23 protein-coding genes and 2 pseudogenes are annotated in these 21389 nt (G+C 71.0%); 12 read left to right on the forward strand and 13 right to left on the reverse strand.

Annotated features, from left to right (window positions below):
- Window positions 1–149 precede the first annotated feature (149 nt).
- Complete coding sequence (locus GCE65_RS09300) at window positions 150–641, forward strand: hypothetical protein (protein WP_153878181.1); 492 nt, start codon at window positions 150–152, stop codon at window positions 639–641.
- 141 nt (window positions 642–782) lie between these two features.
- Here GCE65_RS09300 and GCE65_RS09305 read toward each other — a convergent pair whose 3' ends face one another.
- Window positions 783–1442 carry a VOC family protein gene (locus GCE65_RS09305; RefSeq protein WP_153878182.1) on the reverse strand — a complete coding sequence of 220 codons (660 nt, stop codon included), beginning with the start codon at window positions 1440–1442 and terminating at the stop codon, window positions 783–785.
- Window positions 1443–1542: 100 nt separating this feature from the next.
- Window positions 1543–2688 (reverse strand): alginate lyase family protein, encoded by a 1146-nt coding sequence (locus GCE65_RS09310; protein WP_153878183.1) that lies wholly within the window; start codon window positions 2686–2688, stop codon window positions 1543–1545.
- A 118-nt stretch (window positions 2689–2806) separates the two neighbouring features.
- Here GCE65_RS09310 and GCE65_RS09315 point away from each other — a divergent pair, with 118 nt between their 5' ends.
- Entirely contained in the window at window positions 2807–3637 is an 831-nt protein-coding gene (locus tag GCE65_RS09315; RefSeq protein WP_153878184.1) for an SDR family oxidoreductase, read from the forward strand.
- Between the two features lie 73 nt (window positions 3638–3710).
- Here the strand turns inward: GCE65_RS09315 and GCE65_RS09320 are convergent, their stop codons facing one another.
- Entirely contained in the window at window positions 3711–3935 is a 225-nt protein-coding gene (locus GCE65_RS09320; RefSeq protein WP_153878185.1) for a ribbon-helix-helix protein, CopG family, read from the reverse strand.
- Window positions 3936–4223: 288 nt separating this feature from the next.
- Window positions 4224–5021, reverse strand: a complete 798-nt coding sequence (locus GCE65_RS09325) for a fructosamine kinase family protein (RefSeq protein WP_370460224.1) — start codon at window positions 5019–5021, stop codon at window positions 4224–4226.
- A gap of 102 nt (window positions 5022–5123) precedes the next feature.
- Here GCE65_RS09325 and GCE65_RS09330 point away from each other — a divergent pair, with 102 nt between their 5' ends.
- Window positions 5124–5480, forward strand: coding sequence for a PadR family transcriptional regulator (locus GCE65_RS09330; protein ID WP_152910422.1), 357 nt, complete (start codon window positions 5124–5126; stop codon window positions 5478–5480).
- Window positions 5467–5868 carry a hypothetical protein gene (locus tag GCE65_RS16620; RefSeq protein WP_228759871.1) on the forward strand — a complete coding sequence of 134 codons (402 nt, stop codon included), beginning with the start codon at window positions 5467–5469 and terminating at the stop codon, window positions 5866–5868. Before GCE65_RS09330 ends, GCE65_RS16620 begins: the two co-directional genes overlap by 14 nt.
- 147 nt (window positions 5869–6015) lie before the next feature.
- Here the strand turns inward: GCE65_RS16620 and GCE65_RS17080 are convergent.
- From GCE65_RS17080 to GCE65_RS09355, 5 genes and pseudogenes are all read right to left on the reverse strand, one after another.
- Window positions 6016–6366, reverse strand: a pseudogene (locus tag GCE65_RS17080) (PIN domain-containing protein); the annotation flags it as partial.
- Window positions 6363–6593 carry a hypothetical protein gene (locus GCE65_RS09340; protein WP_153878188.1) on the reverse strand — a complete coding sequence of 77 codons (231 nt, stop codon included), beginning with the start codon at window positions 6591–6593 and terminating at the stop codon, window positions 6363–6365. The gene GCE65_RS09340 and the pseudogene GCE65_RS17080, both read right to left, overlap by 4 nt.
- 127 nt (window positions 6594–6720) lie before the next feature.
- A complete protein-coding gene (locus GCE65_RS09345; protein WP_153878189.1) occupies window positions 6721–7341 on the reverse strand; it encodes a dihydrofolate reductase family protein in 621 nt (206 codons plus the stop codon).
- Window positions 7342–7456: 115 nt separating this feature from the next.
- The gene (locus tag GCE65_RS09350; RefSeq protein WP_153878190.1) at window positions 7457–7708 is read right to left on the reverse strand and encodes a type II toxin-antitoxin system Phd/YefM family antitoxin; all 252 of its coding nucleotides are present in this window, start codon (window positions 7706–7708) and stop codon (window positions 7457–7459) included.
- A gap of 101 nt (window positions 7709–7809) precedes the next feature.
- The gene (locus GCE65_RS09355; RefSeq protein WP_153878191.1) at window positions 7810–8034 is read right to left on the reverse strand and encodes a hypothetical protein; all 225 of its coding nucleotides are present in this window, start codon (window positions 8032–8034) and stop codon (window positions 7810–7812) included.
- A gap of 139 nt (window positions 8035–8173) precedes the next feature.
- Here GCE65_RS09355 and GCE65_RS09360 point away from each other — a divergent pair, with 139 nt between their 5' ends.
- Together GCE65_RS09360 and GCE65_RS09365 are read left to right on the forward strand one after the other, a co-directional pair.
- Window positions 8174–8398: a type II toxin-antitoxin system Phd/YefM family antitoxin gene (locus tag GCE65_RS09360; protein ID WP_153878192.1), complete on the forward strand. Its 225-nt coding sequence runs from the start codon at window positions 8174–8176 to the stop codon at window positions 8396–8398.
- Window positions 8389–8784, forward strand: a complete 396-nt coding sequence (locus GCE65_RS09365; protein WP_153878193.1) for a type II toxin-antitoxin system VapC family toxin — start codon at window positions 8389–8391, stop codon at window positions 8782–8784. Before GCE65_RS09360 ends, GCE65_RS09365 begins: the two co-directional genes overlap by 10 nt.
- Window positions 8785–8919: 135 nt before the next feature.
- On the opposite strand, the gene GCE65_RS09370 is transcribed toward GCE65_RS09365, so the two are convergent.
- Window positions 8920–10194 (reverse strand): Fic family protein, encoded by a 1275-nt coding sequence (locus tag GCE65_RS09370; RefSeq protein ID WP_153878194.1) that lies wholly within the window; start codon window positions 10192–10194, stop codon window positions 8920–8922.
- A 201-nt stretch (window positions 10195–10395) separates the two neighbouring features.
- Between GCE65_RS09370 and GCE65_RS16625 the strand changes: the two are divergent.
- Window positions 10396–10542: pseudogene (locus GCE65_RS16625) on the forward strand (IS1380 family transposase); the annotation flags it as partial.
- Between the two features lie 150 nt (window positions 10543–10692).
- Here GCE65_RS16625 and GCE65_RS09380 read toward each other — a convergent pair.
- Window positions 10693–11028 (reverse strand): type II toxin-antitoxin system HicB family antitoxin, encoded by a 336-nt coding sequence (locus tag GCE65_RS09380; protein WP_228759872.1) that lies wholly within the window; start codon window positions 11026–11028, stop codon window positions 10693–10695.
- A 371-nt stretch (window positions 11029–11399) separates the two neighbouring features.
- A complete protein-coding gene (locus GCE65_RS09385; RefSeq protein WP_194928662.1) occupies window positions 11400–12383 on the reverse strand; it encodes an aldo/keto reductase in 984 nt (327 codons plus the stop codon).
- Between the two features lie 183 nt (window positions 12384–12566).
- Between GCE65_RS09385 and GCE65_RS09390 the strand changes: the two genes are divergently transcribed.
- From GCE65_RS09390 to GCE65_RS09410, 5 genes are all read left to right on the forward strand, one after another.
- Entirely contained in the window at window positions 12567–15464 is a 2898-nt protein-coding gene (locus GCE65_RS09390; RefSeq protein ID WP_194928663.1) for a PQQ-binding-like beta-propeller repeat protein, read from the forward strand.
- Between the two features lie 183 nt (window positions 15465–15647).
- Window positions 15648–17021 (forward strand): sensor histidine kinase, encoded by a 1374-nt coding sequence (locus GCE65_RS09395; protein ID WP_153878198.1) that lies wholly within the window; start codon window positions 15648–15650, stop codon window positions 17019–17021.
- A 28-nt stretch (window positions 17022–17049) separates the two neighbouring features.
- The gene (locus tag GCE65_RS09400) at window positions 17050–17709 is read left to right on the forward strand and encodes a response regulator transcription factor (protein WP_153878199.1); all 660 of its coding nucleotides are present in this window, start codon (window positions 17050–17052) and stop codon (window positions 17707–17709) included.
- Window positions 17710–17846: 137 nt separating this feature from the next.
- A complete protein-coding gene (locus GCE65_RS09405; protein WP_194928664.1) occupies window positions 17847–19082 on the forward strand; it encodes an acyltransferase family protein in 1236 nt (411 codons plus the stop codon).
- A gap of 42 nt (window positions 19083–19124) precedes the next feature.
- Window positions 19125–20297: a hypothetical protein gene (locus tag GCE65_RS09410; protein ID WP_153878201.1), complete on the forward strand. Its 1173-nt coding sequence runs from the start codon at window positions 19125–19127 to the stop codon at window positions 20295–20297.
- A 46-nt stretch (window positions 20298–20343) separates the two neighbouring features.
- Here the strand turns inward: GCE65_RS09410 and GCE65_RS09415 are convergent, their stop codons facing one another.
- Window positions 20344–21336, reverse strand: a complete 993-nt coding sequence (locus GCE65_RS09415) for a sugar-binding transcriptional regulator (protein ID WP_228759873.1) — start codon at window positions 21334–21336, stop codon at window positions 20344–20346.
- Between the last annotated feature and the right edge of the window lie 53 nt (window positions 21337–21389).

A 21389-nucleotide genomic window follows, 5' to 3' on the forward strand; every position in this document is an offset into this window, starting at 1 on the left:
TCGACCCTGATTCCGGTTCCGGCGCGACCTCCACGGTCACGACCCAGGACGCGAAGGGCCGGCGCGCGGCTGGTGGCACTGCGGTCGCGGTGTTGCACGACTCCCGTGGACAGGGCTGAGAGAATAGAGAGGAGCGAGGAGACGTAGTCATGGTGTTCCAAGGTGAAGTCCTGTCGGTTGGCAAGCTGCTGGATGCTGCCCGCACGACTCCCGAGCCGACCCCGACCCCGAGCGTGGGCGTGCGTCACACGGCGGCACAGAACGCCGAGTCCTGCCGCAAGCTCCTCGTCGACGGCGAGACCCTCGATGCGTGCTGGCGGTTCGGCATCCTCCAGACTTTGGACGACTACACCTCCGTCCTGCGACGCGGTGGCCCCGACCTCGCTGCTGGAGTCTTTGACGACCAGCCTGTCCCTATCGGCTCTGCCGAGGTCGATGCCGCGTTCGCGGCGCTCGCCGAATACCTGGCCGAGCGTGATGGCTGGACGACACCACTGTGGGCGCTCGACGCTTCACGGCACACCAGTGCGTGGTACCCGGCGGTTCCGGCGATCTTCCGCGCCGAGGCCGATCAGGAGAGCCCCGCGGCATTTCGCCGACGTGGGATACTCATCACTTCCCGCTCGTTGTCACGGGCATGACCCAGGCCGTGCAGCTCGACGCGGAAGGGGTCCGCGCCCTGTTCCACGAGTTGTCCGACCGACTCGCCGCGGCCGGAGTGTTCGCGCAGTTGTTCGTAGTCGGGGGCGCGGCGATGGCCCTCGCCTACGACCGCGCCCGCCTCACTCGGGACGTGGATGCGCTGTTCGTGCGGTCGACTCCTGCCACGCCACCGCTTCATTGCAGAAGAGGTCGCCGCCCGCGCGCTCGTCATCGCCTCCGAACGCCGCCGCTGATCGGGCCGGCCCGAGCCGCGTCAACGCCGCGTCGATCGTGCGGTGTGCGTAGCTCGGCGGCGCCGACGGATCGGGCCGCCAGGTGGGCACGACGTCGGGCGCCTCGCTCGGAGCCACGCTGGCGGGCCCGTACTCGAAGAGCCACCACACGTTGTGCCAGGGGTCGAGGAACCGGGCCAATCGCTGGCCGCCGTGGAAGTCGCTCACGTCGGTGATCACGCGGGCGCGGTGCTCCACGGCCCGATCGAGCACCGCGCCCGCGTCGCGCACGTACACCTGCAGCAGCGCGGGAGTGAACCGCCACTGCGGCTTGGCGTCGCACAGCATGAGCGTCGAGGCCCCGAGGCGCACCTCCGCGTGGATGAGCAACTCATCGGCGTCGACGGCGCGGGCCGCGCGGGTCTCGCGCGCACCGAGGACATCGCAGGTGAAGCGGATGAATCCGGGCGCCCCGCCCGGGCCGCGGACCGCGACGAACGGGTTGAGGGTCCCGTATCCGGGCGGTAGTTCGTCGTGGGTCAGCAGGTCGTCGGCTGGGTTTCGCATCGTCCGACGATGCCACCGACCACGACCGGAGACATCCGCCACCTGGACGATGGCGCGTGTCCGCGTCACCGTCGCCGCCCGCGGGGACGGGGACCGGCCGCTAGAAGGCCTGTCCGTGCGTGACCGTGAGCATGCTGCCCGTCCAGTTGAAGCTCAACGGGCGGTCCGCCCGCGCCCAGCGCCGGAAGTCGCGGTTGGGGAAGTACAGGTCGAGAATCTCGCCGTAGCCGTAGTTGTACGACGGCGCCGCCCCGTTGAGTCGGGTGCACTCGTACTCCTCGGGCCAATAGCCCGTATCGCGCGAGAACTGCTCGGGATCGGCGGCCCAGCGCATGACGGTCTCGAAGCCCTCCTCCAGCCCCGCGCCGGCGGAGTTCTTCTCCGGGAAGAGGAAGACCCGGTTGTTCTGGGCGATCTGCGCGGCGAGGGTGAGCGGGTGCAGGTTGAAGTGCGAGTAGCAGATGCCGCGATTGCCGGTGTCGTTGTTGCGGCCGATCTCCGCCGGCTGCCAACCGCGGTGATCGAACTGGCTCTCGAGCAGCTCCCGCCAGCGGGTGATTCCGGAATCGAAGAGGGGGCGGTCGCCGAGGTAGGCCGCGCTGGTCAGCCGCAGCACGACTCCCCAGCTGCCCCAGTTGTTCGTGCGGTGGGACGGGTCGAGGGCGAGCCCTCGGGTGACGAGGTCACGGAAGAGCGTCTCGTCGGCGCTGTGCCACACGTCGCTGTGCCGGCGGAGGACGTCGGCCGCCCACACGAACTCCGGGAACTGGTTGGCCCACACGAGCGGGGTGTCGTCCTTCGGGGAGAGAGTCTCGATGGCGTGCCAGCGCAGGACGAGGCTCCGGGCGGCGGCGGCGAGTTCGCGACCCCCGGTCACGTAGTAGCCGAGCGCCAGTCGGTATGCCGCATGGGCGTCGGCGCGGAACCGCAGCGAGAGTTCGCGCAGCTCCTCCGGGGTCTCGTAGAACGGGCCGACGTAGAACAGCGGCTCGACCGGCGTGGTGTCGGCCGCCCGGGCGAGGTCTGCGGCCCGGCTGCCCACCACGAGGTCGTCGTAGGCCTGCGCCCGGGGAGCCATCCCCCACTCGACGAAATGCGCGATCGTCTCGAGTTCCAGGTCGGTGAGCCACACGGTCAGCTGCCGGCTCGCACCGGCGGTCGCGTTCGCGGCGCCGGCGGCCTCGATCGGGACGATCGTCGCGGCGGCTCCGGCGAGTCCGAGCCGTAGCACTGTACGTCGTTTCACGAATACTCCTCTGTATCGAATCGGGACGGAAAGCGCTTGCAGGGTAGCAGTTGCGCGCGGATCGGACGATGGCGCAAGATGGGTGGATGAGGCCGACCGCCGCGGTGGAGCGGGCCGGATGAGACATCGTCCGGTGCAGATGCGCGGTGCCACCGTCGTGGTCACCGGTGGCGGGCGCGGCCTGGGACGCCGGATGGCGTGGGAAGCCGCGCGCCGGGGCGCGGACGTCGTTCTCTGGGACGCCGACCTCGACGTCGCCGAGCGGGCTGCCGAGCGGATCGGCGAATTCGGGGGCCGGTGCCGGGCCGATCGGGTCGACGTCACCGACGAGGCCGCGGTCGTCGCGGCGACCGAACGCGCGGGCGAGGTGGACGTCGTCGTCAATAATGCGGGGATCGTCAGCGGCGGCGAGCTGCTCGCGAACTCGAGCGAGCAGATCAGGCGCACGTTCGCCGTCAACGTGCTCGGCGCGTACTGGACCACGCGCGCGCTGCTGCCGGGGATGCTCGAGCGCGATCGCGGCGCGGTCGTGAACATCGCGAGCGCGGCCGGGCTCACCGGCGTCGCCCGGCAGACCGACTATTCGGCGAGCAAGCATGCCGTGATCGGGTTCACCGAGTCGCTGCGGGCGGAGCTGCGGGGACGGCCGCGCTGCTCGGTGCGCACGCTGCTCGTGTGCCCGTACTACATCGATACCGGGATGTTCGGCGGCGTGACCACGCGGTTCCCGCACCTGCTGCCGATCCTGCACGAACCCGACGTGGCCCGCTCCGTGATCGACTCGGTCGAGCGCGGCCGGGAGGTGCTCATCCTGCCGCGGCTCGTGCGCTTCCTGCCGGCGCTGCGGCTGCTGCCGAGCCCCATGTTCGACCGGGCGATGGACTTCCTCGGGGTCAACCACACGATGGACCACTTCGTGGGGCATGGGGGCGGGCGCAGCGGGCCCTGAGGTCGGGCCGGCCTCCCGACCGGTCCGACGCCGGAGGTCGCCCGCCGCTCGAACGGTGCTCGGACGCGGCCGGTCAGGACGCCTTGCCGCGCAGCAGCGCCAGCAGTCGGCGGGCCTCGATCTCGAAGGTCTCGGCCTGTGCGCTGACCGCTCGCATGTCGAGGGGGCTCGCGACGCTCAGGGCCGCCTGCCGGATGAACGTACTCAGCGGAACACCCGCCGCGGCCGCCGCCCGTTCCAGCGCGTCGATCTCATCACCGCGTAGCCGCACCGAGATGACGGCCGAGACGTCGCCCACCTCGGGAGCCTCGAGAGGTTCGAGAGGTGCCGGGCAGGCGGTCGAATTCACCTTCGGCCAGCGCTCGAGCGGCCCGCTCGTCGTATCCGCTCACGTCCCGACCTCCCACGCGGCAATCGGCCGCACACGCCCTTCGAGGAGCGAATCACCCGGTGGCGCAGGCTGCGCTCATTCACGTCGTCGAGTCCGAGTCCGACAACCATCATGCTGCAGCTTGACATGTATGACGATACGGCGTCAGGCCGTCAGACACGAGACGATCGACGGCGCCCGCCGACCTTCAGGCCGTCACGCCAGTGCGCAGGTGGCGCGGGCCGCGTCGATGAGCAGGCGTCCGTATGCGGGCCCGTGGCCGACGGCGTGCACGGCGAGCGGGTGCAGTTGGTGCAGCGGGATGCGTTCTCGCCACCCGTCGCGCAGCGGGTGCACCGATTCGTATCCGCGCACGATCTCGTTCAGATGGGGCGCCCCGAACAGGTCGAGCATCGCGAGGTCGGTCTCGCGGTGGCCGCCGTGCGCGGCCGGGTCGATGAGCACCGCGCCCTCCGGGGAGAAGAGCAGGTTCCCGTTCCACAGGTCGCCGTGGATGCGGGCGGGCGGCTCGTCGTCGTCGAGCGCGCCGGAGGCCACGAGCTCGCACGCCTCGCGCACCACCTCCGCTCCGGCGCGATCCAGGTTGCCGTTCGCGACCGCGCGCTCGAGGAAGCAGGCCACGCGGTCGCGGGCGTAGAAGGCTCCCCAACTCGTCTCGGCGGCGGCCGGCTGCTCGAGGCGGCCGATGAACAGCGGCCCGTCCCAGCCGTCGGGCCTGGCGCCGAACGCCCGGGCGCCGGCGCCGTGGGTGGTCGCGAGCGACCGGCCGAAGTCGCGGGCGGCCCGAGCGGTCGGCGCGGCCGGCTCGATGCGCTCGAGCACGATCCGCCTCGCCGACACGTCTCGGACCTCGGCCACGCGCGCACCGGCTGCGGCGAGCCAGCGCAGGCCCGCCGCCTCCGCCTCGAACGCGCCCGCGGGCGCGTCGGGGTTCTCCTTGACGACGTCGCTCACCCGCCTACCGTACGCGCGAGCGCCCACGCGTTGTGCCAGTCCGGCCCTGAGCTGCGGGATCACACGTGAGCGGATGGCGCAGCCGGGCACACGCCACCCCACTAGGTTGACGCATGATCTAGTCGCTGTGAGCATCTAGATATGGATGAGGAGTGGCCGAGCGATTGGCTTCGCGGCGTGCTGGAGACGATGGCCCTGGCGGTGGTCTCCGAGGGCGAGACGTATGGGTACCTCATCGCTGCGCAGCTGGCCGATGCGGGGATGGGAACGATCAAGGGTGGAACGCTCTACCCGGTCTTGAACCGTCTCGAACGAGAGCGAGCGCTCAGTTCGCAGTGGCGTCAGGGTGATGGCGGCCCCGGCCGGAAGTACTACCGGATCACCGGGGCGGGGCGTGATCGACTCGAGGAGCAGCGCGCGCGGTGGCACACGTTCACGGAGCGAGCGTCGTCGATCATGCGGGTGCAAGGGAACGGAGCTGAGCATGACCACGGTTGAGAAGTACACCCAGGAGTTGACCTTCGCGCTGCGGCTGCGCGATGTCCCCGGAGAGGTGATCGGGGATGCGATCGCGCAGGTCGAGAGCCACCTCGCCGAGAGCGGAGAGGACCCGGTGGCGGCCTTCGGCCCCGCGAGCGAGTATGCCGCCAGCTTCCGCGACGAGCAGCGGCCCGCTCGCCGATGGCCGTGGTACGTCGCGGGCTGGCTCCTCGGATTCCTGTTCGGGTCCATCCTGATTGACGGCATGTTCGGGCAGATCCGTCACGAGGAGATCCTCTGGGGAGTCCACCCGGTTGCCGCGATCGTCGTCGGCGCGTTGGGATTGGTCGGCTGCTTCGTGGCGATGCTCGTGATCGCGGCGGACAGGATCAAGGATCCCCGGTAGGCGACGCGGGAACGCAAGTCCACACCACCATGAGGGCGCGGCGCCCCGCACCAAGATGTCTGCCACGTCCGCACCTGCGATATCAGCGATCGCGGATGCGCCTCGCGTCAGGAGCAGCGTCGCTTCGGGCATGGACCTCGCAAGCGCCTCGTCCATGGTGGCCAACATTGCGTTCGGCCGGGACGCCGCCACCGAAGCCAGGTAGGCGTCGGTGACGTGGCGATGTCCGCGAACGCGGTCGCGGGGGACCCGGGAATAGGAGAGTGTGTCCGGCCAGAACTCGTAACCCGGCCGCTCTCGAATGAGGCGAAGGCTCTCGAGGGCCTCGGCCGCCGTGGCCCCGAGGCGTAGTGCGAACCCGATCAATGCACCCTCGACGATCGGGCACACCGCAAACGAGTCGACACCCATGGCCCACCGCGTGGCCCGCTCATGGTGTACATGTTCACGCGCGGTGAGCGAGATCAGTACGTTCGCGTCCAGCAGGAACGTGGTCACTCGTCGTCCAGTGCCGCGGCCACATCCTCGGGCGTGATCGTTCGCCCGAACTCCATCACCGGGAATCCGGAGCGTTCATCGACCTCGATCGTGATGGGTTCGTCGAGTTGACCCAGGCCGCGGATGGTCAACTCGGCAACGGTGGCCGAGAGGGACTGCCCGCGTGCAGCCGCCAATTCCTCGGCACGCCGGCGAACGGCAGGAGGAAGATCAACGGTGGTTCGCATGCGTGCATCGTATTTGCATCAGCCACGCGTCACGAAGGCTTCAGTCCATCTGGATGAATGTCCGGAGCCATCGCCCTGCCCGGCGTGGGACGCGCTCGGCTCGACGGGCTCGATGCGGCGGGAGGGGCTATTCGTCCTGGTCGAGTTCGGCCATGTCGCCGACCTCCGGGGTGCCCTCGCGGAGCGCGTAGCGCTGCATGATCGCGCCCTTCGGGGAGGCGACGACCGGCTCGAGGAGCTCGAGGCTCGTGGGCACGGCGCCGCCGGCGAAGACCTTCTTGCCGCCGCCGAGGAGGATCGGATACACCCACAGCGTGAGCCTGTCGAAGAACCGCTCCGCGAACAGCGTTTGAACGAGGTCGAGGCTGCCGATCACGTGGACGTGCTCATGCCGGATCCGCAGTTCCCGCACGGCGGCGAGGTCCGGACCGAGCTGGGTGGAGTTGTTCCAGCGGAGGTCGCGGGTGCTGCGTGAGGCCACGTACTTGGGAAGACGGTTGAGCCGCTCGGCCATCGGGCCCCGCTCGCCCGGCCAATAGCCCGCGAAGATGTCGTAGGTGCGGCGTCCGAGCAGCAGTGCGTCCATGCCCTCCATGCCGGCGTCGATCTGCTCGCCGACGAGATCGTCGAACAGCGGCGCCTGCCAGCCCCCGAATGCGAACCCGCCCTCGGGGTCCTCCTCCGGGCCGCCGGGCGCCTGTGCGACGCCGTCGAGCGTGGTGAACAGGTCGATGTGGATGAGTCCCATGGCGTGCTCCAACCGTGCCTCCCGCCGTCACGGCGGCGACGGGAGGAGGTCGAGACTGCCACGTGCGGCGCCCGGACGGAAGAGGCGTAGCGCCCCAGGTCACCCCGGAGAAGCTTCATTCGACCGGGTCGTGCTCGGTGCCGCGCCCCTTCTCCAACCCGTCGATCGACTCGAGCAGCCGACGAGCATTGGCGGGGCTACGAAGCAGGTAGATGGTCTCCTTGAGGGACTTGTATTCGTCGAGCGCCACCATGACGACCGGTTCACGACCCGCTCGGGTGATGACGACCTCCACGCGGTCGTCGATCACAGCGTCGAGAGTCTCCGCGTACCTGGCCCAGGACTCCGAGTACGACATCGTGCGCACCCTGCACCTCCTCTACGTACCCAGGAGCGTATGTAAGTGCCGTTCGCTCCACCACCCCGAGAAGCGACCTCAGGCCCACCCACCCAGGCAACGCCCCACCATCAGTCCTCGTCTTCGTCGAGCGCCGCAGCGACCAGCTCGTGCGGCTCGCCGAACCAGGTGATCACGAACTCGTCGCGATCCCGAGTCGAGGAAACGTAGAGCAGGGAGCGCTGCAGCAGGGCCTCGCCCTCATGTCCCGGCCGCGCACCCACGCCAGGCCGAGCAATACCCGTGGGTCGAGCCCGCTTCCCGGAAGGGTTCGTGAAGTTCGCGCCCATGAGCACGCCGACAGCGTAGATGAGTCTCTGCGCGGTCGTGCGGTGGTCCAAGGTGATGACCGACCAGACGGCCCGCCGATACGAGAGCCCGAGACGCACCGAAAACTGGTTGACCAGACCAACTAGACCACCCACAATAGGTCGCATGGAAATTGTCAATGTGCAGGCGGCGAAGACCCACCTTTCCCGACTCATCACACGCGCCCAACAGGGAGAGGAGATCACCGTGGCCAGATCCGGCCATCCCGTCGTGCGGCTCACGCCGATCGATCCGGTCGGGGAACGCACCTTCGACACTCTCCCGATCGACCTGCCCGACTCCTTCTTCTTCGACGAGCTTCCGGAGGAGGAACTCGCGGCATGGGAGTGACGTACCTGCTGGATACGCACACGTTCGTCTGGCTGCTCGGCGCGTCACGGCGGATTCCCTCCACACTTCGGGCCGAACTGGCAGACCGGAACACCCGCCTCCTCGTGTCCGCGGTCTCCGCCATGGAGGTCGCAACCAAGGTGCGCCTAGGCAAGTTCGACGAGGCCGAGCCGCTGCTCGCCGCATGGTCACGGCGCGTGGCTGAGATCGAAGCCGAACCACTCGACCTCACCACCGAGCACGCCCTGTATGCGGGCTCCCTACGCTGGGACCATCGGGATCTCTTCGATCGGCTGCTCGCCGGGCAGGCGATCGTCGAGAACATCCCGCTCGTCACCCGGGATTCCGCTTTCGCGACGCTCACGGGGTTGCAGCGGCGCTGGTAGGTCCGGCCGGCCAGTCAAAGCAGGCTGATGGCGGCGTTGCGTATCGCGGCCGCCGCCTGACGCACTGTCCGACGACGAGGTCTGAGGCGGTGAAGCCGACTTCGGGGCCCCACACTGATTCCCCGGCGGGGACTTCTAGCGTCTGCGGGCGGCCGCGCGGGCGAAGTCGTCCATTGCCGCTAGAACCGCGTCAGCCTGCCAGACGACGTTCCGCCGGCGTCCAAGGACCGCCTTGCGCAGTACGCCCGCCTCGACGAGCTTCGTAATCGCGTTGCGGGCACCTCGGTCGGAGACGTCGAGCGCAGTGCATACGTGGGCGGCGTTGACGACCGGCTGACTGAACAGGTGGTCCGCGAGTCGCCAGGCCGCTGAATCAGAGCGCGCGTCGATCGAGGAGACCCACCCCGAGCGGGTTTCGACGATGCGCTGGGCCAGCGCCCTTCCGTAGCGGGCTGCGTCGTGGGCGGCCAGGGACATGGAGGTCACGATGCGGCCCGGGTCGCCGTCACGGTAGTCGGTCAGCGCGCGGACGTAGCTGCCGGTATCGCCCAGGAGGCCCGCGGAGACGGGGACGGTGGAGCTCGTGATCGGCACCGAGGTGCGCAGCATGGAGTGGACCAGGACCCGACCGGTTCGTCCGTTGCCGTCGCTGAAGGGGTGGATCGTCTCGAACTGTGCGTGGGCGATGGCGGCGTGGACCAGGGGAGGCATGTCACGGCGCTCGATGAACCGCTGCAGGTCGCCCATCAGGGCCGGGACGAGGGAGGAATGCGGGGCGACGAATGCGGCACCATGGGGACTCTGGTCGGAGGCACCGACCCACACCTGCTCACCGCGGAGCACCCCAGCGGCATCTGGCTGCGATGTCGCAAGTAGCGCTCGATGGATGGACAGGATTGTCGGGAGGTCGAGTGGGCCGAGGTGAGCCAGTGCTTCGTGCATCGCTGCCACGTTCGCTGCCACGAGTGCCGAGTTCTCCTTGGCGTCGGCACCGATCGTGGCGGCCGCGATGTTGTGAGCATTCGCGGTGAGGTTCTCGATCTGGGAGCTTGACGCCGACTCTGATCGCAGCAGGATCGCAGGCATCGGCACCGGAAGGGCTGCCATCGCGGCATCGAACTCCCGTGTCAGGGCCGCAGCGTCCTCGGCCGCCTCCAACGCGCTCCGCTCCAGCGCGCCCATGACGTCCAGGTCGGCGATCTGCGGAGGTAGGGCGGCCCGGTACGGGCGTGACAGTCGCCGGGTCTCGACGGCCCCGAGGCGATGAGCCTGCTCGGCGGTGATGTGCCACGGGTGCTCCTCGTAGGTGAGCGCCGGCCAGGAAGCCGGCCGCAGTGCGCCCACGTGGCGCTGCGCCTGCGTGACCTGCCCACCGGCGGGCGTCCCCTCGGGGCGTCGTGACTGCGGCATCAGGCCCTCCATGTGGCGAGGCTTCAACAAGAACGGTCCATATTGAAGGCTAGCATCCTAGTCTTCAATATGGGGTCTGCTTGTTGAAGGCTCCCTCGTTGCGTGAGGTTGCCGCCAATGAAGGCCGCATACAGCCTGGCGTCAGTGGGCGGGCCACAGGGCGAACGCGTCCCCGACCTCCTGCCACGTCGCCTCCAGCGTCACGCCGTCTTCACCGACTCGCCCCTGAGCATGCTCGAGGCCGAGGAGGCCCACCGCGGCCACGCCATCATCGAGCAGGTCCACGCCGATATACGCGCCTCAGCCCTGGCCCACGCGCCCTCGGGAAAGTTCACCGCGAACGCGTCCCCGACACCCTGACCACCAGCCCCCACGGGCACGACCGGAACACATGTGGAAAAGCCGGGCAGACCGGCGGCCCCCCTCACGCCCACACAACCGGACCCGCCAGAACCCGGACCTCACACCATCACCGAGATCCGGACGGTGGATCCAGGCTCAGGCGCTCGCGAGACGGGCGGCCACGAGGCGATTGAGCGACACGTTCTGTTCAGCAGCCTCGACGGCAAGGTGGCGATGCACCTCGGGCGGAATCCGCACCATGAACTTGCCGGAGTAGCTTCGATCCGAAATCGCCTCGGGCGGCTTCTCCCCGCCGGAGAGTAAATCGTCGAGGATGTCCTCCACGAGGGAGCGCACTCCGGTCAGTGCAGCCACCTGATCGTCCGCGATCCACGAGAGCGAGGGCATCTCGGCCACGGTTCCGACGTACCCCGCATCCTCGGCGGACCAGCGCACGCGGTAGGTGTAATGATCGGCCCTGATGGTGGTCACAGTTGCTCCCCTTCCAATTTCTCAATCGCTGCAAGGACTTGGCGCACTTGGTAGGGCTTGGATCTCCCGCGATCGTCTTGGATGTTGACTCGCGGGTCCCCTGACCAGGGCATCTTGTAGACGTGGTGAGACGTACCACGGATCCTGGGCTCTCCGAAGTAGTAGGTGCAGACCTTCGCGAGGTCCGCAAACCGAACTCCGGCGGGTGCGACCCGCATCCGCTCGAGGATCTTCTCTACGCTCGCCACACCTAACAGTATCACCATTGATACTGTTCTGACAGGGGTCGACGCTCATCACGGATGGGTGCCGTGGGCACAGGAGCGAGGCACGACGTCTCCTCCGTGAGATCGGCCCCAGCCATCGCAGGACTACCAGCGGTCACCGAGCTGCGGGGCGATCAGCTCGCGGTACACCGCCTCCACGGCCGCAACCGTGCCGGCCGGCAGCGGGGCGAGGTCGGCGGCCCCCGCATTGGTGCGCACCTGCTCGGGCGTGCGGGCACCGGGAATGACCGTGCTGACACCCGGCTGGTCGATGATCCACCGGAGCGCGAACTGCGCCATCGTCGCGCCGTCGGGAACGAGCGGGGCCAGCCGGCGGACCGCCTCGAGACCGGTCGCGAAGTCGACGCCCGAGAAGGTCTCGCCGACGTCGAACGCGCTGCCGTCGCGGTTGAAGGTGCGGTGGTCGTTCGCGGCGAAGGTGGTGTTCTCGTCGTAGCGGCCCGAGAGCAGCCCACTCGCGAGCGGCACCCGGACGATGATCCCCACACCGGCGGCGCGCGCGGCCGGGAGTACCTCGGCCAGCGGACCGAGCCGCATCATGTTGAGGATGAGTTGCACGCTCGCCACGTTCGGGCGGGCGATCGCGGTGAGCGCCTCGGCACGGGTCTCGACGCTCACGCCGTAGCGGGCGATGCGCCCCTCCTCGACCAGGGTGTCGAGGGCGTCGAAGACGGCGTCGGTGCCGTAGACGGCGGTGGGCGGGCAGTGCAATTGCACGAGGTCGAGGGTCTGCACCCGCAGGTGCGCGCGTGACCGGTCGGTCCACGCGCGCAGGTGGTCGAGGGAATAGATCTGCGGAGTCTGCGGCATCCGGCGGCCCGCCTTCGTGGCGACGACCACGTCGTCGATGCCCCGCTCGTGCAGGAAGGCGCCGATCCTGCGCTCACTGAGCCCGTCGCCGTAGACGTCGGCGGTGTCGAAGAACCGCACGCCGCCCTCATACGCGGCCTCCAGCACCGCGCGGGCCTCCTCCTCACGGACATCGCCCCAGTCCGCGCCCAGCTGCCACGTGCCGAGCCCGATCACCGAGACCGGTCGGCCGGTGCGCCCCAAGATCCGCTGCTCCACTGCTTCCTCCTTCATCACCGGCGACGACGGCCCGCCGCCCGGACGGCCTCCAGTATCCCCGCACGAACGTTTGTGAGCGGTCTGTGAGCCGGGGCTGCTTGGCTGTGAGGTCGAACCGAGCGATGGGGCAGATCGGCGCCCGCGCCCGAGTCCATGACACGACCGAGCGAAGGAACCCGCCCCATGACCACCCGTGATCGACGTCCCGCCGTGCACGCGCCCGCCCGAGCGGTCGCGGCGGCCGCCTCGGTGGCCCTGCTGCTGGCCGGCTGTTCGCTGTTCTCCGGCGGCGCGGCCGAGGCGGAACCGGCGCCGGCGCCCGAGCCCGCCACCGCGGTGCCCACCGGCGACGAGCCGGTGCAGGACACGTGGGTCTACGAGCGGGTGCGCACGGTGCTCGCCGACGGCTCGCTCGTCGACGTGACCGATCGCCTCCTCGCCGGGCTCACCGGGGAGGAGGATGCGGCACTCGAGCTGATCGACGGGGTGAGGTTCACTCCGATACCCGACCTGGCGCCGTCCATACGCGATACGCCGGACACGTTCCGGGAGGATCTGGACGTCGTGGCGGGGATCGTCTCGACCGGCGGCGAGCAGCGCCTCCAGGTCATCGCGACCCCGACCGGGGACCGGTCCGTCGACGCGGACGACCTGCTCGTGCTCGACCTGTCGCATCTGGGCGTGGCGGGCGGGGCGCCGCTGATCGTCGACTTCGCGTTCGGGCAGGGCCTGCCGAGTGCGGCCGACGAGGCGGACCTGCCCTCCGCCGAGCTGCTCGGCCACCGCATGCGCGGCGGGCAGTTCCAGTGGTTCGGGGTCACGGCCGACGGCGAACGGACCACCGGCCTGCAGACGGTCCTCGGCAGCGTTCCCACCGGCGCGCAGGCGGGCGCCACCGACGCCGCCGACGCCCGCGCCGAGAGCGGCACCCTGCGGATCGAGCACGCCCTCCAGCGCGGGCCCGGCCCCGCCCGCGTGACCCCGGTCGGCTTCGGCGACGACGACGGCATCCCGCTCAAGGCCCAGCCCACGCTCAAGCCGGTGGACGACCTCGGCGGCTGCAAGGGCTCGCCCATCAAGTGCGTGTCGCAATATTTCAAGGACATGAAGAAGGGCTTCAAGGAGTCCCTCGACAGCCTCTTCGACGACAACATGCCCCCCTCCCCCAGGCAGCCCACGCCGTGCACCGGCCCGTGCGGGGGCGGATCGGGTGAACCGCATCTGCGCACGTTCGACGGGGTGCGCTACGACCTGCAGCTCGTGGGCGAGTTCGTGCTCGCCGACTCGGAGCAGCTGACCGTGCAGACCCGGCAGGAGCCCTACGGCGACAGCACCCGGGTCTCGATCATCACCGCCGCCGCGATCGAGGTCGGCGGGCACCGGGTGAGTGCCCGGACCCACCGCGACCCGGTGGTCCGGATCGACGGCGGCCCCGTCCCGATGGCGCAACTGACCGAGGGGATCGACCTGGGCGACCACTTCGCGTGGGCCTTCGCCGGGGACCTGTTCGTGGCCGGACCGGACGATGTGCAGGTGAGCGTGCGGGGCTTGGAGACCGGCAACTTCGACGTGTTCGTCGACGCCGGCACATCCGAGGCGGCCTGGGAGGGCCTGCTCGGCAGCCCCGACGGCGCGGCGGAGAACGACCTGACCGCCCGTGGCGGGCAGCAGCTGCCGCTCGACCCGCCCGTCGAGGCGCTCTACGGCGCGTTCGGGGAGAGCTGGCGCATCGGCGAGGGCGAGGCCCTCTTCGACTACGAGGACGGCGAGAGCACCGCGACGTTCACCGACCGGTCCTTCCCGGACGTGCACCTGGGCTACGACGACCTGACCCCGGCGCAGCGGGCCGTGGCCGAGACCCTGTGCACCCTCGCGGGCATCACCGATCCGACGGCCTTCCGGTGGTGCGTGTTCGACTACGCGGTGACCCGGGACGTCTCCTTCATCCGGGACGCCCGCTTCGCCGCGGTGAGCTACGACGCCCCCGGCGGCGGCTGGCTCGCGCAGATCGAGGGGGCGAGCCTCGCCGGCCCGGCCCTGTTCGACCGGGACGGTCACGTGCTCGTTCCCGCACGCACGGACGACGGCGGGCTGGTCGTGGCCCTCGACCTCGCCACCGGGGAACTCGCCTGGCAGAGCGCCACCGGCGCGGGCCTGTGCCTCGCGGTCACCGCCGGCGGGTCGATCGTGGCCGCGTCCCACGGCGAGGACGGCTTCGCGGTCTCGGTGCTCGATCCGGCCGACGGCGCGGAGATCTCCTCGACGCCGACCGTGCTGGCCGGGTGCGACTCCGCCACGGCCGCCGGGGACACGGTGCTGCTGCGCATGAAGGACGACGTGTTCGGGTTCCGCGCCGACGATGCCGTGATCGGCTTCGAGACCGAGATAGCCGGGCTGCGCACCGATCCGGTCGTGGCCGAGGACGGCACCGTGTGGATGGCCCGGTACCTCGACGAGGCCTCCGGGGCCGTGCGGCTCGACCCGGTGACCGGCGACATCGAGCACGCCGAGCTGCCGGTGCCCAGGGTGCTCACTCACGCGGCCCCGACCGAGCGCGGGTTCGTGGTCGGCTACGAGGACGAGGACGGCGAGACGGGCGGGCTGCTGCGGTACTCGCCGGCGACCGACGACCCCCACTCGGGTGCGCGGCCCACGCCGCTGCCGCAGACCGTCGACGGGATGGACTTCTCCCGGATCCCCACCGGCCCGCTCGCCGGCTCCGGCGGCCTGGTCGCCGGGTTCCTCACGAGCGAGCAGGTGGGCGTGTTCGACGCCTCGACCGGACAGCCGCTGCAGTTGATCGGGCCGTCCTCGTTCAACAACAACCACGATCAGCTCGGCATGGCCGGCGGCGCCGTGATCGTGGGCCCCTTCGGCGGCGACGCCTGGGTGGAGGCCTACGACGGCGCGAGCGGGCGCCTGCTGTGGAGCGCGCCCGACCCGGGCGAGAACGCGGAATATGCCGACGCCGGCATCAACGACGCCAAGCTGTTCGGACCGGCCACGGCGTCCGGCCAGGTGGTCGTGCTGACCACGATGAACGGCGGCATCGTCGCCTCGCTCGTCGGGCCGGGCATGTAGGGCACCGGCGGGCGGGGCGGCGGGCGGATAAGCGGACCGGGGCGCGGGCGACGGCGTCGGCGGGGGCCGGCCGCCGGCGGGGGCCGGCCGGCCGGCACCAACGCGGCGCTGGGGCCATCCCCCTCCGGACACGGGGGCAGGCCGCCTTGGTCCGGGCCCCCGCGGGCCGATTGAATGGTGGTCATGCCCGCACGCTCCCCGACCGGCGCACCCTCCCCGACCGACGCGCCGCCGATCGTCCCGGTCGTCACCCGCCGCCGCGCCCCGCAGCGCCTCTGGTCCGCGCCGTTCACCTCGCGGGCCTGGCGCGACCTGGGCACGGAGCTGCTCATCCTGCTCACGGCGCCGTTCGGCTTCGCCTACGCGGTGCTGTGCGCCTGCCTCACGGCCGCGCTCGCCCCGACCGTGGCCGGGCTCTACCTGCCCGGATGGCTCGTGCTCGGCGCCCGCGGCTGGGGCGGGATGTTCCGCGGCTACGCCCGCCTCCTCGGCACCGAGATCGCGCACCCGCTCCCGCGCCGCCGCGGCCACGGCTTCTGGCGGGGCCTGGCGAACACGATCGGCGACGGCGCCGGCTGGCGGGCCGTGCTCTTCCTGGTGATCGCGCTGCCCCTGGCGATCGTCTCCGCGGTGCTCGTGCTCGTGTTCCTCGTCGTCGCGGCCGGCCTGCTCACGTACTGGTTCTGGTACCGCTTCCTGCCCGCCCAGCAGGCCGCGGACGGCACGTGGCACCGGGGCTCGCTCTGGTGGGACGGCACCCCGATGGACACGACGTCATCGTTCATCGCCTGCGGCGTGGCCGGCATCGTGCTCTGGTTCCTGTGGCCCCAGCTCGCCCGCGGATTCGCCGCCGCCTGGGCAGGACTCGCCGCCGTCCTGCTCGGCCCCACCCGCTCGAGCCTGCGGGTGGCCGCCCTCGAATCCTCCCGGGGGCGCACCGTGGCCGATGCGGACACCAAGCTCCGCTGGATCGAACGCGACCTGCACGACGGCACCCAGGCCCGGCTCGTCGCGTTGGCGATGCAGCTCGGGGAGGCGACCGAGCTCCTCGAGAGCGACCCGGCCCAGGGCCGCGACCTCGTGGCCGAGGCGCACGCGGCCACGAAGGACACCCTGGTCGAGCTGCGCGAACTCGCCCGCGGCATCCGCCCGCCCGCGCTCGAGGCCGGCCTCGCGGTCGCCGTCGAGACGCTCTCCTCCCGCAGCCCGCTGCCCGTGACCGTCGACATCGCCCCCGACCTGCGCCCGGACCCGCCGATCGAGTCGATCGCCTACTTCGCGATCGCCGAGCTGATCACGAACGCGGTCAAGCACGCGCGTGCGAGCGGCGTCTACGTGCTCGCGGAGCAGCGGGACCAGACCCTGTGGCTGCGGGTGCGGGACGACGGCATCGGCGGCGCCGAACCGGCCCCGCCCCGCGCGGACGGCCACGGCACCGGCCTCGCCGGCCTGCGCGACCGGGTGGCCTCGGTCGACGGCGGCCTGCGGATCGAGAGCCCCGCCGGGGAGCCGACCGTCGTCACGATCACACTGCCGATGCGGGTGGCCGGGCGGTGAGTCGGCCCGGCCCCGCTACCGTGGCGCCATGAGGATCGCGATCGCCGAGGACTCGGCCATCCTGCGCGACGGGCTCACCTCGCTGCTCACCCGCCGCGGGCACGAGGTCGTGGCCGCGGTCGACAACGGCACGCAGCTCGAGGCGGCCATCGAGGCCCGCGCCGACGCCGGCACCCCGTGCGACGTCGCGGTGATCGACGTGCGCATGCCCCCCACCTTCACCGACGAGGGCCTGCGCACCGCGCTGCGGATCCGCGAGCGCCACCCCGAGCACGGTGTGCTGCTCTTCTCCCAATACGTCGAGACCCGCTACGCCACCGAGCTGCTGCAGGGCAACGCCCGCGCGATCGGCTACCTGCTCAAGGATCGGGTGGCCGACGTGAGCGAGTTCATCGACGCCCTCGAGCGGATCACCGCCGGGCACACCGTGCTCGATCCCGAGGTCGTGAGCCAGCTCCTGCGCGCCACCCCCGAACGCGCCGCCCTCGAACGCCTCACCCCCCGCGAACGCGAGGTGCTCGAGCAGATGGCCCTCGGCCGCTCGAACTCCGCGATCGCCGCCGCCCTGTTCCTCTCCGCCGGCGCCGTGGAGAAGAACATCTCCTCGATCTTCGCCAAGCTCGATCTGCCCACGGACGACGCCGCTCACCGCCGCGTGCTCGCCGTCGTCCGCTACCTCCAGCGCTGACGGGGGCGGGCCCCCGGGGCCGGCCCCCACGATGAGTTCGGGCTCGCCCGCTCCCACGCGGCGGCTGGCGCCATGGTGGCGATCTGCCCGATTTCGAAGACTGGACGGGATCCCATTCCCACACAGTCAGGACCATCGTGGCCACCGCCTCCCCGCCCGTCTCCCTACGACCGCACCGCCTCCCCGCCCCGGCGCATCCGGCCGCGGCCCCTGCCCAACCCGCCCAGTCGGCCTCATCCGGTCGGCGCCGCGCCCGCGATCCGTTCGTCGACCTCGTGCGGGCCCTCGGCACGCTCGCCGTCGTGGCCGTGCACTGGCTCATGCCGCAGGTCGCCTGGGACGGCACCGCCCTGACGATCGGCAACGCGCTCGCGACCGGCCCGGGCTGGCTCCTCACGTGGGTGCTCCAGGTGCTGCCGCTGCTGTTCTTCGCCGCGGGCGCGGCGGCCGGGCTGGGCCGGAGGGAATCGGTCGGGATCACGCTCCGTCGGCGCCTGCCTCGATTATTGACGCCGGTGCTCGCCTTCGCGCTCACGTGGGCCGGCGTAGCACTCCTCCTGCCGGCCGTGGGCGTGCCCGGGGCCGCCGTGGCGCAGGCGGTGCGGATCGTGCCGCAGCCGCTGTGGTTCCTCGGCGTCTACGGGGCGCTGCTCCTGCTCACGCCCGCGCTCCGGGCGCTCGTGGTCCGGCTCGGTTGGGCGGCACCCCTCGTACTCCTGCCGCTGCCGGTCATCGTGGATCTGCTCCGGTTCTCCGGCGCGGCGCCGCAGCTGGCCTGGCTCAACCTGCTCGCGGTGTGGGCCGTGCCCTTCACGGCGGGGCTGGCCTATGCGCTGCTGCCGGAGCGCCGTCCAGGGGCGCGTGCCTGGTGGATCGTCGCGGCACTCGCGCTGTCGGCCGCGCTCGTGCTGCTCGCGGCCGGCCCCTACCCGCTCAGCCTCATCGGCATGCCGGGCGAGGCGATCTCGAACCTGAGCCCGCCCACGCTCCTGGCCCTCGCCCACGCGATCCTCCTGACCGCCGTCGCGCTCGCCCTGCGCGGACCGTTCGTGCGCCTCGCCACCGGGCCGCTGCGGCGCCTCGTGGGCTGGGTGAGCGCGCGGTCGATGACGATCTACGTGTGGCATCTGAGTGCGATGTTCGTGGTGCTCGGGGTCGGGCTGCTCGGGCTCGGGCTGGAGGTGCCGCCCGCGTGGAGCGCCGCCTGGTGGTGGCAGTGGCCGCTGTGGTGCGCGGCCGCCGCGTGGGTCCTGCGCGGCCTCGCGCGGATCTACCACCGGTTCGAGCTCATGCCGGCCCGCCGGCCCGTCCCCGTGGTGTTCGCCCCACCCACGTCGGTCATGATCGTCGGCCCGGAGAACCGGCCGCGCTGATCCTCCTTCCGGTGACGGCCGTGCCTGTCGCATACTGGCAGCATGACGCCGGTCGGCTGGATGGTGACGATCGCGGTGATCCTCATCGTGATCTCGGCCGCGTCCGCATGGCGCTTCCGCTCCCACCAGCCCCCTGTGCCGCCGCTGCCGCCACCGACTCCACTACCGCCCGCCGCCCGCCCGGTGGTTCCGGCGGTTCCCCCGATCCTGGCCTACGCCACCGACCGCCCGGACGAGCTCCTCGCGCTCGGGCTGCCCGCCGATCTCGACGCCCTCGGCACGACGATCCGATCGCTGCCCGACCAACTCGGTCGTCACACCGAGGGTCTGCTCGCAGCTATCGACGGCATGCACGCCACGCCGGGGGCGGTCGCTCGACTCGTGCGCGTCGATCCCTCGATGGCGACGGCGATCCAGCAGATCCACGGCCCCGGGATCCTGACGATCACGCGCGGGGAATCCGGTTCCTGGACACATGCGGCCCGCCCTCGCTCGCTCGGCGACGAGGTGGTGAACGCGGCGGCGCTCGCCGGCGCGCTCACGGCGATGGCGATGCAGGCCCGGCTCGGCCGGATCGAGGATGGCATCGAGCGGATCGCCCGCCGGCTCGACGAGGTGGCGCGCGAGCAGCAGCCCGTGGCCGACGAGGAGCGTGAGGCGACGGCGACGCGGCTCTTCCACGTGCAGTCCGCGGCTCTCTCGGCCGGTGAGTTCACGTCGTCCGGCTGGGATCAGGTCGCGCACCTGGACGAGCAGATCCAGGCGGCCGCGGCCGCCGATCGCCGCCTTCTCGACGACGCCCTGGACGGGCTCGAACGGCTGGCCGGCGAATCGGTCGGGACCCAGACCCGCGAGATCGAGGCGGCCACGAGCACCGTGCTGCGACGGTACCGGGACTACGTCGACTCCTGTCGATCGTGGGCGCGGTTCTCGAGCCTGCGGCTGTGGCAGATGACGATCGCCGACGACCCGGCCCTGCCCGCCTACACCGAGCGCCTCGAGGCGTTCATCGCTGAATCCGGGGATCTGCGCGGCCACGGCGACCGGGTCCGGGAGCAGTTCGACCGGATGGGCGAGTTCACCGAGTACCTCCACCCCATCTCCCGCCGGCGCCTACCGCAGATACTCGAAACGCAGCGCAGCCGCTTCGCCGAGGTCGACTGGGCCCCGCTCATGGTCGACCACGACCTCGGCGATCCGGCACGCCGCTCCTGATCCCCGGCCCGCCCTGGATTCCGGCAGTCGCCCCGGTGGCCGCCGGTCAGTCGCCCAGCACCTCGCGGGCGGTGGCCACGTCGGTGATCATGATGTTCGCCCAGCCACCGAGCAACGCACCTCGGATCGCCTCGACCTTGCGGTGCCCCACGGCCATGGCGATCCGGCGGGGGATGCCGAGCAACTGGGTGGAGTCGATGCCGAGCACCCGCTCGTCGATGCTCGAACGCACCGCGGCGCCCTGCGCGTCGAAGAACCGCAGGCAGATGTCCCCGACCGCCCCGAGGCCGGTCAGTTCGGCGACGTCATGATCGTCGACCGCGGCCCCCGAGGAGGCGAGCAACGAGGACGGACGCACAGTGCCGATCCCGGCCAGCAGCGTGGTGATGCCGCGCCATTCGTCGGTGACTCCGGCGAGGTAGCGATCGGTCATCATCGCGTCCCGGGTCTGGCGGGAGCCGACGAGCCCGGGAGTGGGAAAGAACTTGGGCTCGGCACCGGCCACCTGCGCCAGGCGTTCGGCCAGGCGGTTCGCCTGCACCTGCACGTCCGGGCGCCCCACGCCCCCGATGACCTGGACGACCGCGCCGGCCATCGGCGAGCGCGGCCGGGGAACCATGAGATTGACGGCGGCGAGCAGGGTCGAGGACCAGGACGAGACCCCGACCCGGTCGGAGCTGTTGAGGGTCGCCTCGAGGTACGTCGCACCGGCCGACCCCACGGCGGACATGACCGCATAGTCGTCGGTGCTGGCGGGCTCGGCCACGACCGCGTCGAGCAGGTCGAAGCGCGCGATCATCTCCGCCTCGAGATCCGAGCGCAGGCCTTTCGGGGAGAGGACGACGGTGCGTACGATCCCGTGGTCGTGCGCCTCCCGCACGAGGCGGGAGACACGGGACTGGGACAGTCCCAGCCGCTCGGCGATCTCCGGCTGCCGCATGCGGGCCTCGTAGTAGAGCTTGGCCACCTTGGTCATGAGGGCGAGCCGGGCGTCCTCACGGTCCGAGCCACCGCCCGATCCGACTTCCTCGGTTGCCACCAGTCCATCCCCTCGTCATTCGCGCCGGTCCGAGACACAGCATAGGCGAGCAA

This window comes from Pseudactinotalea sp. HY158, from assembly GCF_009660225.1.
Lineage (GTDB): Bacteria > Actinomycetota > Actinomycetes > Actinomycetales > Beutenbergiaceae > HY158.